The sequence below is a fragment of the Saccharobesus litoralis genome (assembly GCF_003063625.1).
Lineage (GTDB): Bacteria > Pseudomonadota > Gammaproteobacteria > Enterobacterales > Alteromonadaceae > Saccharobesus > Saccharobesus litoralis.
In genome coordinates this window covers 1,550,639-1,568,439 of record NZ_CP026604.1, presented here as the reverse complement: position 1 = coordinate 1,568,439, position 17,801 = coordinate 1,550,639, and the positions used below count along the sequence as shown (strand labels likewise).

General features: G+C 39.5%; 9 protein-coding genes. 3 read left to right on the top strand and 6 right to left on the bottom strand.

Going from position 1 to position 17,801, the window contains the following annotated elements; genetic code table 11:
* Positions 1–98: 98 nt before the first annotated feature.
* On the top strand, positions 99–503 hold the full coding sequence (locus C2869_RS05460) for a DUF6088 family protein (RefSeq protein ID WP_108601996.1): 405 nt from the start codon (positions 99–101) through the stop codon (positions 501–503).
* On the top strand, positions 493–720 hold the full coding sequence (locus tag C2869_RS22570; protein ID WP_108601995.1) for a hypothetical protein: 228 nt from the start codon (positions 493–495) through the stop codon (positions 718–720). Before C2869_RS05460 ends, C2869_RS22570 begins: the two co-directional genes overlap by 11 nt.
* A gap of 709 nt (positions 721–1,429) precedes the next feature.
* Here the strand turns inward: C2869_RS22570 and C2869_RS05450 are convergent.
* The 6 genes from C2869_RS05450 to C2869_RS05425 form a co-directional block, all read right to left on the bottom strand.
* A complete protein-coding gene (locus tag C2869_RS05450; protein ID WP_108601994.1) occupies positions 1,430–1,663 on the bottom strand; it encodes a hypothetical protein in 234 nt (77 codons plus the stop codon).
* Positions 1,664–1,832: 169 nt separating this feature from the next.
* Positions 1,833–3,095: a hypothetical protein gene (locus C2869_RS05445; RefSeq protein WP_108601012.1), complete on the bottom strand. Its 1,263-nt coding sequence runs from the start codon at positions 3,093–3,095 to the stop codon at positions 1,833–1,835.
* A 322-nt stretch (positions 3,096–3,417) separates the two neighbouring features.
* A complete protein-coding gene (locus tag C2869_RS05440; protein WP_228710817.1) occupies positions 3,418–4,746 on the bottom strand; it encodes an RHS repeat-associated core domain-containing protein in 1,329 nt (442 codons plus the stop codon).
* Positions 4,747–5,392: 646 nt separating this feature from the next.
* Positions 5,393–5,983, bottom strand: a complete 591-nt coding sequence (locus C2869_RS05435; RefSeq protein ID WP_108601992.1) for a hypothetical protein — start codon at positions 5,981–5,983, stop codon at positions 5,393–5,395.
* Between the two features lies 1 nt (position 5,984).
* Positions 5,985–13,004 (bottom strand): FG-GAP-like repeat-containing protein, encoded by a 7,020-nt coding sequence (locus C2869_RS05430; RefSeq protein WP_159084052.1) that lies wholly within the window; start codon positions 13,002–13,004, stop codon positions 5,985–5,987.
* 126 nt (positions 13,005–13,130) lie between these two features.
* A complete protein-coding gene (locus C2869_RS05425) occupies positions 13,131–14,891 on the bottom strand; it encodes an alpha-amylase family glycosyl hydrolase (protein ID WP_108601990.1) in 1,761 nt (586 codons plus the stop codon).
* Positions 14,892–15,445: 554 nt separating this feature from the next.
* Here C2869_RS05425 and C2869_RS05420 point away from each other — a divergent pair.
* Positions 15,446–17,626 carry an OsmC domain/YcaO domain-containing protein gene (locus tag C2869_RS05420; protein ID WP_108601989.1) on the top strand — a complete coding sequence of 727 codons (2,181 nt, stop codon included), beginning with the start codon at positions 15,446–15,448 and terminating at the stop codon, positions 17,624–17,626.
* The last annotated feature ends 175 nt before the right edge of the window (positions 17,627–17,801 follow it).

Sequence of the window (17,801 nt, the reverse complement as noted above, 5' to 3'; positions counted from 1 at the left end):
TAGTTGTATTCAATCCTACTCATGCAAAGTGTCGTATTTTTGCATTGCTGAATGTCGTATTTTTGCATAGAATTAAATCATCAATTTGGAGGTTTGTCATGACTATTAAAAGTACAATCAGTAATCGCTTAAGCCGCGCGAAACAGACTGTATTTATGCGTTCAGATTTTGAAGACGTTGGTGGTTATGATCAAGTTGGCCGAGTTCTACGTGAATTAGTAACCGCAGGCAAGCTAATGAAAATTGGCTATGGCCTATACGCCAAAGCGCGTATCAATCGAATTACCGGTAAAATCATGCCAGATAATAACGCTGGAGCGGATGGTGTGCTGATTGAAGCACTACAAAGGCTTGGGACTAACTATACGCTAGATGACCTATCACAGCTCAATATTGATGGGCTTAGCACCCAAATCCCGAGTCAGGTTAAAGTAAAACCTACTTCATCTCGTTTTAAGCGAAAAATTGTGATCGGCAATCAAGGTGTAAACCTTGATAGATAGCTCCTACTTTGTCGATGTTTCGGATGCGCTTGGTTTAGGCAATCCAACTATCGTCGAAAAAGACTACTATGTAGTCCAACTTCTAAAGCTTCTTCAACCAAACCAATTCCTAGACGATATTCGAGCCATGCTAGTCGCAAGTTATGGGGAAGAAATACGCCAACATCATCGCAGTCGTTTAAAGTTGAAGGAAAATGAAGAACAGAAAGATGAATAGTTAAACCCAATATGCCAGATCATCATAAAGCCAACGCCTGAGTTAAAACCTCAGGCGTTTTACGTTTGGTCATTGCGAAATTTTAATCATATTCAGATGACCAAAATTATCATATATGACGGCAGTTTGGTTAAAAGTATGATGCAGTTCGGGAAGGGTTATGATCGGGGTTGGCAGATCGTGCGATAAGAATTTGGTAAGGCGAAAAAATCGGTCGATATTATCGTGGTAAAAGTGTCATAACCTTGCCAAATCGTTCGATATTTAAATTGGCGAAAGCTATGACATTATTTTGGTAAACAACAGTTACGACTTGCTGTGATTCACCGCATGAATCAATAACTCTATTTCGATATTGGCGGAAAAGATTATTACTCATTAACGGTGCTTCGACTAAATTTATATTCCATTTGGATCATTAACTTCCCCCCATAATTTGGAAATGCTGACACATAATCATATCCCTGATGCACAGCCAAACCGTTCCACACGCACTAGAGGAATACACATGAGCAATAAGTACAAACAACAGGTTCAACTTCTACTTGATGTCATACCTGAAGTAGCAAAAGAGACATAATTTGGCAAAAGTTATGACATTAATTTTGTAACCTACAACAACGACGGTTTTTAGTAGAGCCAGCGATAGTAATATCACTGGCTCTACTAAAAACACCGACAACCTACATTTGTGTAACCAACAAAACAATTACCTGCCTATACTGCCTACAGTGACATCTGCACCAATTAAACCAAATGTAGCATCACCTATACGTCTATATGGCACTCTAACATGCAATATGTAATTAGGATCATCATTAGCCACCCACTCATAAACACGTAAGTCCCCGTCATCTTTAACAAGACCATTTAATTTATATGCTGAGCAATCCAAATTAAGGTCGGTACAATAAAATAAAAGTTCGTCTTCTGCACGTTTCATTGCCTCATCACAGCAATTATTGGTGAAGCTGTATATGCAAGCACTGATGGCCTTTTTACTGTTATTTTGCCAAGTTAAGCCATCTTAGATTGGTGGGACCCATTTAATCTCTATGCTTCGCGCAGGGGTGAACCTATGCTTCAGCATCCTTTATTCACAATTTCTCTACTTAAGGTCGATAATAAGCTTCCTCTGTAATTTCATGGTCTGTGAGTAGATGAGTCATTAAATCTGCCCATGAATCAAACAAAACATACCGGATTGTGACTCTGAAGTTTTCCCATAAAAAACGCTTTGAACCGTACTCTTGCCGACACTGTTGGTACGCTCCATCTGTCAATTCAAAGATTTGATGGTAGAAAAAGGCAAGCAAGGTCAGTAGGTACATGTTGTAACTTAAATTCTCGTGGCCATGACCGTAGTTATGTTCAACTTCATACCCTTGGTTTTTAAGGCTGTTGAAGCATTCGTTTTCTATTTTCCATCGACAGCGCCCTGCTTTCGCCAACGCAATCACATTGTCTTTATTTATCTCAATGTCACTGACCCAGCTACCAAGATATGTCTGTTTACCCTTTTTGATTTGCCGATATTCTAGATAATTGACATGGATACTCTTTTCGCCACCATGAAGTGGCACATCATTTTGCCAACTAAATTGGTGAGTCACGTCTTTTTCATCTGTGTATGACTGACTAGATAGTGACTCATAAGCCGCTAACCAGTCATACAGGTACTTATGGTCATCTTTCTTTGCCATAAATAGAAAGCTAAACCCTTCTGCCAATGTCGATTCGATTAAGGGTTGTTTCGACATTAAACCGTCACCGCAAATAATAAAGGATTGACGAGGGTGAGCTTTTTTCAGCCTTTTTACAAAGCGCTTAGCCGCATTCATTTCACAGTCTTGTTTTTTCGCACCGTCTGTATTTTTTATGGCTTCAGGCATAACCGGAATAACCTGTCGCTGACTTGGATGCATAATGGCACCTTGTAATACCGCATGGTTATAGGTGATTTCGCCATTACGATGTTGCTTCGTTAGGCAGCCGTCACAGTGGACACTTTTGGAGCTGTGGTATTGAGTTCCATCAATGGCACAAAGGAGTTTACCAGGTAGCACTTCAAAGCTTTGTAAGTGATGATGACGTCTAAGTCGTTCAAAGTAATCTTTAAAAACCGGTGCAAAGCATTCACTGTCTATGGTATCCAGAATGTCTTTCATCTGGTTGTCTTTGGGCGTCTCTTTGATACGAAATAGGGTATTTAAATTACTTCGTTGATACTTTCTCTCTAGTCTTTTTTGGAATTGAACCAGCGAAGGGTCTTGAAAATACATACAAGCAAACGCACTCATGACTGTATCGTGAAGGGTGTACGTGCACTTGCCTTGTTGACGAGGATCATCAAAACTTTCAATATGCGATGACATGGCTTTTCGCAACGCATCGAAACTAAGGTGCTTTTTACTTTTCGTTAAAGAATTCAAAATTATGCAAGCCAATTAATTATGGTATTAGCATGCAACACTTAAATCATTTTGTCTGTGATCTTTTTCCACACTTGTTGTGATCGATTGACCTATCTCGACAAATTTAGCGCGAAAACTTTATTTTTTAGTCCCTTGTAAACCTTGAATTCCTTGGCGTTGTGTATTTACCAATAATTGCTGGCCTCATCAGAGGATATAGGGTAGTACAAATAGATACCAACCATACAGCAAAAAACTGCTAAAAAAGCTAAACGTTTATATGTCATGGATTTAATGTTCCTGTACCCTGTAAATAAATTCTAAATGGCGTTCCACTTCCATGATAAGTATCACCTACGGCAGTCGCAACATTTCGAAGTAGTCGACCATCACTCCAGTTAATATTAAAGTCATAGCCATCATAACCGAAAGTTGCAACAACAGTATTTTGAGATGTCAGTGTAAGTTTTATACTCCCCAAAACGTTCCCATCAGGTGTATCTTTAAAAAACGTATTAATATATTCAGAACTACCTACACCATTAGGAAAATCAGATGCGGATATAGACCCAAAATCAATTTTTGACATATCAACATTTAAAGAAGCGCCATTAGCATGGCGATACCAAGCTTTAGCTTCTTCTAAAGTAAGGTGACCATCTTGAGCACCTTGCAAGAGCGCATTAATTCTCTTTTGTTTCAACCTCTTTGCATTTGCTGAACGCCCAGCCTGATTCAATAAATACTGAAAAGCAGCTGTTTTTGCACCATTGGCAAACTTACCTCCTGAAATTACCGATGCAGTACCACCAATAACAGCAGAGATAACAGTACCTTGGATAACTTCTGATGTAGATAAATTAGCTCCTCCAGGTAAGAATGCACCACCTGCGCCTTTAGTAACACCCGCACTAAAGAAACCATGTCCAAACTTACCACCCTGTAACTCTGCTGCTATTCCACCGACTATTGCATGTGCCGATATTTGTCCTGCTATTTGTCCAGGGGTAAGTAAATTCCCACCAAAACTGTATGTTTTCTCTGTCGAGCCTGCAATTGCAGACCTTAGGTTATCACCTCCTAGCTCATTGAAATACTCACCAATTTGTTGGAATGCTTTCCCTGTTGCATAGGCGATACCAGCTGACTTAATACTTGCATTTAAACTACCTGTTACAGCAAAAGTCTGTGCTCCGCTATAGGCTGCCATACACGCTGGAGCTGCTGGACCACAAGCCACAGCAAGGCCAATTTGCGCAATCATGTTGAGGTATTTGTTACCCGCTAACGCTCGAAGTATATGCCCCGTACCAGTTATCTCTTGAACACCTTTCAGCAGCTTTTTAAAGAAATACCCACTCGGATCGGTATAACTCATCGGGTTATTCAACACATACGAATAACGATTATAGTTTTGACTATTACTTGGTGCCTGAATATGTGGGTCGGCTTGCAAGAAGCGCCCTATAGTTGGATCGTAGATCCGACCGTTCATATGGATGATATCTAAGCCAGAGACTGTTTCATGTCCGGTAAAAGTGACACTGTCATGTAGATTCAAGCCAGAGTACGAATCAGTAATTGATGTCGATTTACCCCATGGGTCATAAATAGACCGTTGAACAATGATGCCATCTTCATCAGTAATGCTAACTGGACTACCTAAATGATCTTTATGCAGATAACTTTCGGTCGCTTTTGACTGATTGACTGTTTCGCGAATTACTACATCACCAACGTAGAATTTATACTCAAAGTTATGCTTGCCGTTACTGACCGTATATACCTTCTCAGATCACACCTAGGTATAACGTATGGGTATTTTTCTGATTTCTTAAATCATTACGATAGTATCTTGAATGCCCCATACCATAACTAAATCGAGTCCAGTTTGAATCATCCTTAGTCAACATAGATGGTTTATTGAAACTATGGTAAGCAATTTGGTTGCCGTTAGCGTACTCCAAATCACCATTTAAGTTATAGGCAAAACTTTGACCGTCAAACCCGCTAGGTCGGTTGCGGTTTTCATCTTCAAATTGGAAGGCTTTACCTGCCTTTGTAATAAAATCACCAAAGCCGTTATATACGTAGTTTTCCGTTGCCGTGCCGCCAAAGTAACTGCTCCCTGCGTTACTCCCTTACCCTCCATTCATGGAGGGCAAAAACGTCGTAACTTTGCCAAATCGTTCGATATTTAAATTGGGAAAAGTTATGACGTTATTTTGACAAACAACACTGAGGAGTCCATATACGTCTTACTGGTTAGTCAAATACCTTAGTTTAAAACTACTTTCTTCCATTGCTAAAAAGTTCATTAATTCCTCAGGAGAGCTTACTAGTAAAGATAATGCTTGTTTGCAGATCTCTAATTTAGTTTTATGTAACAGGGGGAAAGCCTTATTTAAGTAATTTTCTGCTACGTCATGCTTTTCCAACAAGCTATTTGTAAACGCATAAATAAGTTGACCATGAGCGTTACTTAAAATCCCATTGTTTGATTCCATATAAGAGCAAAAATCTTCAAGACTAATAACCGCCTCGAACACCTCCTTTTGCAGCTCGATAATATCAATCAGATTATTTATCAACTCAGTATTACTTTTCTTGACAAAATTCTGTTCTACTAGAGCAATACTTGCAATTCTCTCACTGAATAAAAGGTGTATTGGTGTCGAGTTATCAAATAAAGGAAAGAAAAATCGATACACATAAATACTATTTCTGGTTTTCTCAAAGAAAAAACCAGAAAGAACGTGTTCATACTTTTTACCCAGTAAAGCACTACCCAACACAAACGAATTTGAGTAATGTCGATTAACTTTCATTGCCAATTGTTTTGTATTCATTTTAGTTTACTTTTGTTACTACTAACCGCCAATCGTTGCTGGGTAAATTCTCTACATAATTAGCTGCTTCCCTTCTTCCAAGCCAACTCTTAAAACCAGTTTTTAACTCAAATACTAATTTAGGAGAGGCTATAGAGCCAAAAACAGCATCTGCCCTAACTGAATTTTTTGTCCCATAAGGAACCTGAACACCATTTAAATAAGATACCTCGGAAGAAAAATCAGTCCCTAATTGATCAATTTTATCAGCAAAGATCTTGTGAATGCCAGTACCTCTAATCCATGGTAGTCCGCACGTCCACGAATCACTAGCTCCACAAGCCATATCATATTCATCAGCCGCATTTTGCGCTAGCCCTCTAACCAATTTAAGTATTTTTGCTTCTTCAGGAGTGGCTTTCCCAATTTTCAGGCTTTCCCCCGCCTGATTCAACAAATACTGAAATGCTGCTGTTTGCGCACCATTGGCAAATTTCCCGCCTGATATTACCGATGCTGTACCACCAATTACAGCTGACACAACGGTTCCGTAAGCAATTTCACCCGTAGATAAGTTACTACCCCCTGGTAAATAAACGCCACCTGCACCTTTAGTAACACCCGCACTAAAGAAACCATGTCCAAATTTACCACCCTGTAACTCTGCTGCTATTCCACCGACTATTGCATGTGCCGATATTTGTCCTGCTATTTGTTCAGGGGTAAGTAAATTCCCACCAAAACTGTATGTTTTCTCTGTCGAGCCTGCAATTGCAGACCTTAGGTTATCACCTCCTAGCTCATTGAAATACTCACCTATTTGTTGGAATGCTTTCCCTGTTGCATAGGCGATACCAGCTGACTTAATACTTGCATTTAAACTACCTGTTACAGCAAAAGTCTGTGCTCCGCTATAAGCAGCCATACACGCTGGAGCTGCTGGACCACAAGCCACAGCAAGGCCAACTTGCGCAATCATGTTGAGGTATTTATTACCCGCTAACGCTCGAAGTATATGCCCCGTACCAGTTATCTCTTGAACACCTTTCAGCAGCTTTTTAAAGAAATACCCACTCGGATCGGTATAACTCATCGGGTTATTCAGCACATAACTATAACGATTATAGTTTTGACTATTACTTGGTGCCTGAATATGTGGGTCTGCTTGCAAGAAGCGCCCGATAGTTGGATCGTAGATCCGACCGTTCATATGAATAATATCTATGCCAGAGACTGTTTCATGTCCGGTAAAAGTGACACTGTCATGTAGATTCAAGCCAGAGTACGAATCAGTAATTGATGTCGATTTACCCCATGGGTCATAAATAGACCGTTGAACAATGATGCCATCTTCATCAGTAATGCTAACTGGACTACCTAAATGATCTTTATGCAGATAACTTTCGGTCGCTTTTGACTGATTGACTGTTTCGCGAATTACTACATCACCAACGTAGAATTTATACTCAAAGTTATGCTTGCCGTTACTGACCGTATATACCTTCTCTGAACCACCTAGGTACAACGTATGGGTATTTTTCTGATTTCTTAAATCATTACGATAGTATCTTGAATGCCCCATACCATAACTAAATCGAGTCCAGTTTGAATCATCCTTAGTCAACATCGATGGTTTATTGAAACTATGGTAAGCAATTTGGTTGCCGTTGGCGTACTCCAAATCACCATTTAAGTTATAGGCAAAACTTTGACCGTCAAACCCGCTAGGTCGGTTGCGGTTTTCATCTTCAAATTGGAAGGCTTTACCTGCCTTTGTAATAAAATCACCAAAGCCGTTATATACGTAGTTTTCCGTTGCCGTGCCGCCAAAGTCTACTGTTACGCGGCGCTCTTCTAATCGACGAAGTGCATCATAATCATAGTATTCTTTGTAATCTCTAAATCGATTAGAGAAGTCAAATTCACGACTCGCTAACGAACCATCTTTTTTATAGCCATACCACAACTGATGAACTTTAGTCCCGACTGGGCTATAGACGGTACTGCGCCATATTGAACCATCACTTGCGCTAGATTGGTTGTAAACCGAAGTATTATTGGCATATTCCACTTCACGGGTATTACCAAACTCATCGACATCTACAATTTTTTGATATTCTCGCCCTGTATCAGCATTAACGATAGATTGCATATAGCCATATTGATTAAACGTTTTCTCTATTGTTAAACCCAACATTGGATAAGCCGTTTTATAGGCTCTTCCATAGTCGTCATAACTAGTATAAGTATGATAAGAACCATCCAATGCCCCTAATACACCTGTATAAGTAACTTTTGAATGATAGTTACGCCCTTTACTGTCGTAACTTAACTGAGTTAATTGTTTAGGATTACTAGCCTCACAATCAAGGTTACTTTCGTAGTTACGGGTTTCTATTAAACGTCCTTTACCATAGTTGTTATGGCTACTTGCTCCATAAATCCAACATTGGGTACTGTTGTCACTAGCCACACGCCTTTTTCTAGCGAATTCATCATACTCAGTGAAAGTTTCATTTCCGATAGCGTCTTTTTGGTAAACAATTTCGCCAAAATCATTGTATTCATAACTCCATTTGCCTTTATCTAAATCGTCCATAGATTCTTTTCGGCCTTGGGCGTTATATTGGTTAGTAACCTGAACGTATTCTTCATTATCGCTACGTTTAGTCACTTTAACTAAATTATCGTAGGCGTTGTATTGGTACTCCAATTCACCATCGAGAGCATCAACAACCTTTTGGATTTGACCTAATACGTTATTGTATTGGGTAGTAATATTGCCAAAATAGTCTTCCGTTTCCGTGGTAAGGCCTAAATAATAGCTTTGTTGAAAATTGCCATTAGCTTGGATGACTTTATTATTACGCCCTAATTCGTCGTAAAAATACTCTGTAAAATATGAAGGATAGCTGCTACTAAACGATGGTATGTAATCTTTCCATATACGGCCTTGTTCATTGTACTGTTTTCGTTGATATAACCAGTTGCCGTTGAAGTGACGGGTTTTAGTCAGTATTTGACGCCCAAATTTATCAAACTCAATAAATGATTCTGGCTGCCCTTCTTGTTGCTCATACGCAACATAATAAGCATTCGATGCGGTACAACCAAAATTAGCGCAATACTTTATTCGAGAGTACTTATAAGGCGCTGCGACTGACTTGCTCGCGTATACAACACCCCAAGCATCGCTATAACTTGTTGTGACCTCATCATTTGGTAAGGTTACTGTTTGCTTGGTTACACGACCAATGTAGTCAGGCGCAGTTGTATCGTTATAACCAATAAGAGTCGTTAAATTGCTTGCCGACGTGCTAATAATAAATCGTCCATTGTCACTATACGTAGTTGAACTAACTATCGTTGTTGGATCGTTATCATCGCGATTAAGTTTACCAGATTTAGATACACTGGTTTTGTTACCAAAGTCATCGTAGACATAGGTGGTTGTTAGGTTATCAATCGTCGATGATTCCAGTAAGCCATCATCAGGGTAATAAGTGAATGAACTTGATTTACTCATTGATGAGTTAGAATCACAAGTGTCCGCATAACACGTTTTAGTCACTGTTGCGGTAGACAAGCGGCCTTTTTTACTGCCTCCACCAGCACCGTTATAAACATTCGTATTAGTCGTTTGGTGCTGAAGAATATCTAAGCTGTCGTATACAGAGACTGCACTATTTTTAACATTTCCCCACTCGTCATAAACAAACCCACTGATAGTTTTATTTATAAACGCTTGGGTTAAGTTTGATGTCAGTTGATAACTCGTTTCCGTTGAACTATCAATATAAGGAAAATAGCCGCCTTGGCTGGTTGTCATCGTCTGAATATCGTTGATCGACTCGCTTAGTACTATATTGCCATCTGTATAAACTTGTTGAGTACTGACAGGAAGTCCTGTTTTGATACCATTCTCAGCATCTTGGTAATATTGAGTGACTGTCTTAATACCTGTTTGTTCATCAATGGTTGCTAACATCTCAAAACCAAGATTACCAAACCCTGTGCGATGGAACTTCAAGCCGCCGTACTCATATGAAATAGCCAAGCTGTTTGATTCTGTAATATCACTCTCGACTCTTTTTACCACCACCATAGGCGACACTGGCGATATAACCTTATCATCTGACGCTGACTTAGATACGTAAACATCGTTGTTCAACAAGTTGTCATAGGTAACGTTTGTGGTAACTCCCCAACCGTTATCAAACTCAGTGATCACATTATTGAAAAAGTGTTGTTGATAATTATATTTGACCGTCCAATTACTACCTGTACTGGATAACAAGTCTATGTACCCATCACTATTAACATCAGCAAACTGGATCATCGCATTTTGCGGGCGACTAATAACTGCACGCTTAGAGTAATAAACTAAATCATGGACTGATGTTGGCCTAGATAAGTACACTTCCCAGTTATTCCCTGCTGGAACCAACACATCAGAGCGACCATCTCCATTTAAATCAATAAAATAAGTACTATCGGCATTGATGTTAGTAACATCAAAAGAAAATTCGCGTGCGGCACTATAGCTTTTACCCGTTGAAAGGCGGTAATACCATGTAGTGCCAGAGTGGTAAACAATATCAGTTAATCCATCACCATTAACATCTGCAACTCGTACGCTATTACCTAAATTCCCTAGGCTCTGGTGGTGAACTAATGTCGCAGTGCCGTTTGAACGCTCACTTAAAAATACTTGCCAATCATGTGTTGTGTTTTCTGTCCACTGTCCTCTTAGACCATAAATACAAGTACCATAATCGGTATCTACAACACTATTATTAACAATACACCCAGTATTGTTCGTGATTACATTAGTTAACAGGTCTGATGCACCATCGCCATTAAAGTCAATTGACGCTGCGTTATCCATCTCGGCAGTATGTTTCGTCTGACCATATGATAATGACGGAGAGCTAGAGAATGATTGAATTGTGGTTGCAACTGAGAACTTACCACCTTTAAAGTATTCATTAAAATAGGCTTTTAAATAATTCCCTTCCACGAAAACAATGTCTTGTAGGCCATCGCCATCAACATCCATTATTCGAGTTGAATCGTCAAAACCAACTGCCTGTACACCTAAATTTTCGATTTTAAATGAAACCGTTACATCTCTATAGGCATAACAACGAACCCCATCTGAGGCTACACATTCACCATTTTCTATCGTGTATGGTTCGTAATACATTACGTACCAATTAGAGTCTGAATCGTTCGCAACCAGTAAATCTAGTTTCCCATCTCCGTTGTAGTCGATAACTTTTGCATTTTCCGGATCCGAGCCATAACTCCCCATTGTAGATATCACGGTACCTGAGGTATTAAAGTTAGGTCCGTAATTGATTCTCCAACCATCGTTAGCATATACAATATCAACATGACCATCGCCATTCATATCAATTACCTTTGCAGTAGGCAATGCGGCGGCAGGGACTACTGCATTTAGCAATACAGATGACTTAAAAGGTATAAAATTATATAAGTCACTATCGGGCACAGTGACGTAAGCACCAATGATTGGATCATAGTACGGAACAAAATTTGTGATCGTGCCTTTAGGTACAGCTCTATTCCAGCTAAATGAAAGTGGTGATAAGCAGTTGGTTTTTAAATAACTAATACACTCATGAATTTCTAACAGGTGGTTATTTTCTTCAATAACATCCGATGTAAAATAGTTTAGTTGGTAATACCTAAAGCTATCCTCGTTGATGGTGACTTCGATAGCATCCAAAAGTTCATCAGTTCTAAATTTAGAGCCAGCATAATAGCCAGCGCTAGGCTTAGGATTCTCGGTGTAATGGAACTGAATTTTGTTGTAATGACTTGTACCTTGAGTTGAATTACCACCATACTCAATTCGATCTAATTGATGTTTACCGTCTTCCTCTACTTCAGAGTAAAAGAAGTCAATTGTGTTGCCTTTAACATCTTCTATACGGCTAAGTGCCCAAAATTTCGCAACATCGTTTTCTGTTGCGGCGTCATGAGGCTCAACAAAGCTATCTTTTGTATTGCCATAATAATAGGTATCACCGGATTTAGTTTTTACTTCAAAAGACATCGGACCGGATACAGAAGCAGAACCAAATGACTGGATTTCGGAAAAATCATCGATTCGTTTATGGTATTTAGTGCCGTTTCCTCCATATGAGCCGGAGTTGGCAACAAGACGAACGCCACCCAAACAGAACCTATCTTCGTCTGTATAAGTAATAGCGCCTAATTCACCGTCTAAAGCGATATTTTTTGGGCAACGCGTAATGGCGCCACCAGCAGCTAGGCTCCAACCTATGCCTAATTGACCATTACCACCTTGGCTGGAATAATTGAGAGAAACGCTAGGCTTAACACCTGCTGTACCTTCAGGAAGCTGAATAGGCACACTATAAGTTGCCGCCCCCGATTCGTTGACTCTAAATTTACCGGCGGTAACTGCAACATTATCATTACTTACAGAGGCTGCGCCTTCATTAACACTGGTAAATGTATCTACATCTGAAATTCGAACAGAAGCTGATATTCGCGTATTATAACCGCCTGTACCATATGTTTTAACATGGTAACGATATACACCATTGGCCATGTTAGATTTAGAAATTGAAGTTGTGGTGTTGGAGTATGATGTCCAACTACTTAGCGTTCCATTGAACTCTTGGGCGACTTGAATACTGGTAATGTTGTCTTCTGGATCTAGCCCCCAAACGACTTTAAAGCTTTTTTCTTTTTGGTCTAAATCTTTAATATCAACGGACTCACCATAACGATTGGTAGAGCTTTTTGACATTTCCATTAGCACAGTAGTAGAGCCGCCATAAAACCAACTTTCTCCACTCCAACTACAGCTAGCGTAATACAAGGCGTATTTATATTCACCGTTTTGAAAAGCGTTAATGTTATGGCTTTTTGAATAAGCGTTAATAGTCCGTGTATAAGAGCCATTGTAATACTCGTAAACTCTGTAGTGCAGACCACCTGAACATGGTGTGCTGTTGTTTGTCCATGTCAGTGTAAAAAACGGCACGTTCACAACCTTGGGGCCAGAGATATATGCCATCGCTTTATGACTAGCTAAAACTAAAATTGAAAACGCAAAAATGCATAGCACTTTTGAAAAGCGCTGAATATTATCCATGTTCATTATTATTGATTACTTATAGTTGGGTGAAGTTGAGAGTATTAACGTTTGTGCTGCTGCCAGCTCTAATTCAGCTATATTGTCTAAGTACACTTGACTAACAACATCAAAGCTTTCGACTTGAAGCTCGTTCGGTAGAATCAGTTTCTGTGGCGACGAAGGGTTTAAATTTTGAATGATCCAACGTTCACCCTGGGAGTTTGAATATTTAACAAACCATACTGAATCAGATGAAGGCAACAGCTCTAATGAGCCGGAGTGTGAGAACACTGAATCGCTAAGTTTAAGTTTTAATAGCTGTTGATAGTGAGTCAGCACAGAGTCTGCATTATGCTCTGCACTGCTAACTGTTGCTGTTAAACTTGATAAGTGTGTTTGTGCCCAAGGTTCTAGCTCATTTAACCAAGGAAAACGGTTTCTATCGTCAACCCAAGGTTGGTGCCCTTGATTAAACCCTCCATAACTGGCTAAATCGCTATTCCATGGCATTAACCCACGAACATACATAGCCCCGTGTTGATTAAACTGATTCAGGCCAAGCTCTTCGCCATAATATAACGCCATATCGTATGGGCTTAATATGGTAAGAGTCGCCAGTATCTTTTGGACTTCAGCCTTTTCGCTTAAACGACCGATATCATGATTATTTAAAAATATATACAGGCTTTTATTGGTATCAATCTTTGGGGAGATGTTTTGGAAAATATCAAACAACGCTTGTTTGGCATTAAACTCACCTTGTTCTAACGAAGTGAGTATTGCTTCATCTTCATAAATACTGCGTACAGAGTTAAAGTATTCAAAGTTGAAAATAGCGTCTAGGTTACCATCACTCAAATATGGCATTGAGCTTGCAATATCCGTAAACGTTTCGCCAATAAACAACACGTCTGGATTGATAGTTTTACTATATGTAACTAGATCAGTTAAAATACCATAGTTTAATTTTGTGTCTGCCTGTAATGGATACGGGCCTTCTTCTGCTAAGTACCTAGCTGCATCGATACGATAACCATCTACCCCTAGCGCTAACCAGTGTTTTAATACTGACTTAATCTTTTGCACAACGGCGGGGTTAGCATAGTTTAAATCAGGGTTACCATAACCAAAAACGCCGTAATACCAACCTTCTCTTTCGGGCTTAGAATGCCAAACCGCGTAATTGTTCTCTTCTTCACTCCAAGGTAATCCATAACCCGTGGGAAGCTCTGTTCGCCAAACGTAGAAATCTTTGAAACCTTCTTCGCTGTTCAATGACGATTTAAACCAAGGGTGATATTCAGAAGTGTGGTTTAATGGTAAGTCAAGTAATAACTTGATATTAGACTGTTCAAACAAACTAACTAATTTTTTGAAATCCTCAAGATTTCCCAAATCAGCGTCAACTTTGAAAAAATTGGTTGGATCATAACCGTGGAAAGACGGCGACTCGAATATTGGGCTCAGCAAAACAGTATTAACAGACAAGGCTTTAATATAGTCGAATTTTTCGATCACCCCTCTCAAGTCACCCGTACCGTCATTATTTGAATCATAAAACGACGGAACCCAAATTTGATAAACACTATTTAGCTTGTTTTCCACTAGCATGTTGGCTTTTAGCGTTGGCTCTTGAGTGGTGGTAGATAAGCTTTGGGGTTCTACATTTTCAGGCTTTGAAACAGTATTGTCATCTTGTGTAAAGAAGGGATCACTACCTCTTAAATTAATTTGAGAGCCTATTAAAAACACGACTGCAATGACAGCAATTGTGACTACTATTCGTTGGCGCACAACATTCCCTTTTTTTAATTATTGGTTTTTTATATATAAATCACCGGAATTCTTTCAAAAAAAATTACAAATATATATATGAATACGTATTCGTAAAATATGTATATAAATTCAATCCGCAAATTAGATATAGTGTCTTAATAGGGTTTTGGTTTTATAGGGAGTAGACGTAATAAAGTAAATATCCGCGCTCAAAGAGTGTCATTTAGTATTGTAAAAGCAGGTTAACGAAGGAAAGTGAACTGGCTATTTAATTAAATTTTTATACGAATACTTATTAAAACAAGTGGATTTCTCATTTTTAAAAGCCAAGGTATCATTTACGATTTTTAGCCTATTGAAGTACATGTAACTCAGGAATGAGTAACAAAAATTCGCCACCTAAAGTAAGCGCCTTAAGCAAGCTCAGCCTGAGGTTGTTTATATAATCGAACTGATTCATTTCTTTCTAAAAGCACCACTACCTTTTTAGTACAATCAACTGCAAATTTTCCGCACAAATAACCGAAAACATAGGATAATACGCGCAAAATTATTGCCAGTTGGATCGATTGATGGAAATCAAAGTTAATTATTTAGACAATTTACGCCTTGAAGCCAAGTTTGACGACTTTTCGGTGATCGCGGATCAACCCATTCGCTACAAAGGAGACGGCTCAGCGCCGGGTCCTTTCGACTATTTTTTAGCATCTTCGGCCATGTGTGCAGCGTACTTTGTTAAAGTATATTGTTTAGCGCGAGATATTCCGACCAACAACATCCGTGTTTCGCAAAACAACATTGTTGATCCAGAAGACAGATATAAACAACAAATCAAAATTCAGGTTGAATTACCAGACAGCATTTCAGATAAAGATCGCCAAGGTATCTTGCGCTCAATCGACCGCTGTACGGTTAAAAAGGTGGTACAAGCCGGCCCAGATTTTATTGTAGAAGCGGTAGAAAGTTTAGAGCAAGACGCGCAAGCCATGATCATGGTCGACGCCGATGAAAACAACCAAACCTTTATTTTGGGTAAAGATCTACCACTGGAAAAAACCATCGCCAATATGACAAAAATATTGGCCGATTTAGGCATGAAAATCGAAGTTTCCTCTTGGCGTAACATTGTACCTAATGTTTGGTCGTTACATATTCGTGATGCCGCTTCACCTATGTGTTTCACTAATGGTAAAGGTGCCAGTAAAGAAAGCGCCTTATGCAGTGCCTTGGGCGAATTTATTGAACGCCTCAGTTTTAACTTTTTCTACAATGATCAATTCTTCGGCCAAGAGATCGCCAATGCCGACTTTGTCCATTACCCAAATGAAAAATGGTTTACATTAACCGCTGACGACTCACTGCCAGTTGGCATGTTAGACGACTACTGTTTATCTATTTTTAATCCTGAAGATGAACTACAAGGTTCGCATTTAATTGATACTAATTCAGGTAACGTCGAGCGCGGTATTTGTTGTATTCCGTACAGTCGCCACAGCGACGGTGAAACTGTTTATATTCCATCCAACATTATCGAAAATCTGTTTTTAAGCAACGGCATGAGCGCGGGCAATAATATTTACGAAGCCCAAGTACAATGTTTGTCAGAGATTTTTGAGCGCGCAGTTAAACGCGAAATTATCGAACAAGAAATTGTGTTGCCCGATGTACCGCAAGACGTGCTCGCCCAATATCCTCATATAGTAGCCGGTATTGAAGGGCTTGAAAAACAAGGCTTTCCTATCTTGGTAAAAGACGCCTCATTAGGCGGGCAATTCCCTGTTATGTGCGTAACCTTAATGAACCCAAAAACCGGTGGCGTATTTGCCTCGTTCGGTGCTCATCCCAGTATGGAAGTGGCCATTGAGCGCAGCTTAACCGAATTGTTGCAAGGCCGCAGTTTTGAAGGCTTGAATGATGTGCCCAAACCAACCTTTAACAGCATGGCGGTAACAGAGCCAGAAAACTTTGTTGAGCACTTTGTTGACTCTACTGGGGTTATTTCATGGCGCTTCTTCAGCAGCAAGGCCGAGTATGAATTTGTCGACTGGGATTTTTCAGGCAGTAACGAGCAAGAATGCGCAACCTTATTTGCTATTTTAGCCGACTTAGGTAAAGAAGCTTACGTACTCAATATGGAGCAATTCGGAGCCAGCGCCTGTCGCATTATTGTACCGGGTTATTCCGAAGTTTACCCAGTTGAAGATTTAATTTGGGACAACACCAATAAAGCCTTGCTGTACCGCGAAGACGTTTTAAATATTCATAAACTGTCCGATGAGCAATTAGTTGCACTGGTCGAGCGCTTAGAAGAAAGCCAACTTGATAACTATATCGACATTATCACCTTGATCGGCATTGAGTTTGATGAAAACACGGTATGGGGACAATTAACCATACTCGAGCTGAAAATACTCATTTACCTTGCCCTAGGCGAGCTAGAACAAGCTATTGAATTAGTTGGGGAATTTTTGCAATACAACGACAACACCGTCCAACGCAACTTATTCTACCAAGCCGTCAATGCCGTACTCGAAGTGGTACTGGATGACGAGCTAGAATTAGACGACTTTATCAATAACTTTACTCGCATGTTCACTGAAGAAGTCATGCAAGCTGTAGTAGGTTCTGTCGACGGTAGTGTTAAATTTTACGGCTTAACCCCAACCTCGATGCAATTGGAAGGGTTAGATCGCCATTTACGTTTAATTGATAGCTATAAAAAATTACATCAATCTCGTCGTAGTTCTTATTAAAAATGACGCAATAAAAACGCGCTGGTTAAGTAAAAAACCGATAAACATTTAATGCCGCCCTTTCTCTAATATTGAGATAAGTGCTGAGATAAGTACAAAACAGGGCGGTATAATGCTTGCTGAAACCAGTGCTGTTTCAATTAAATTTTGATTAGTTGAAAATCGTTTTGTCGAG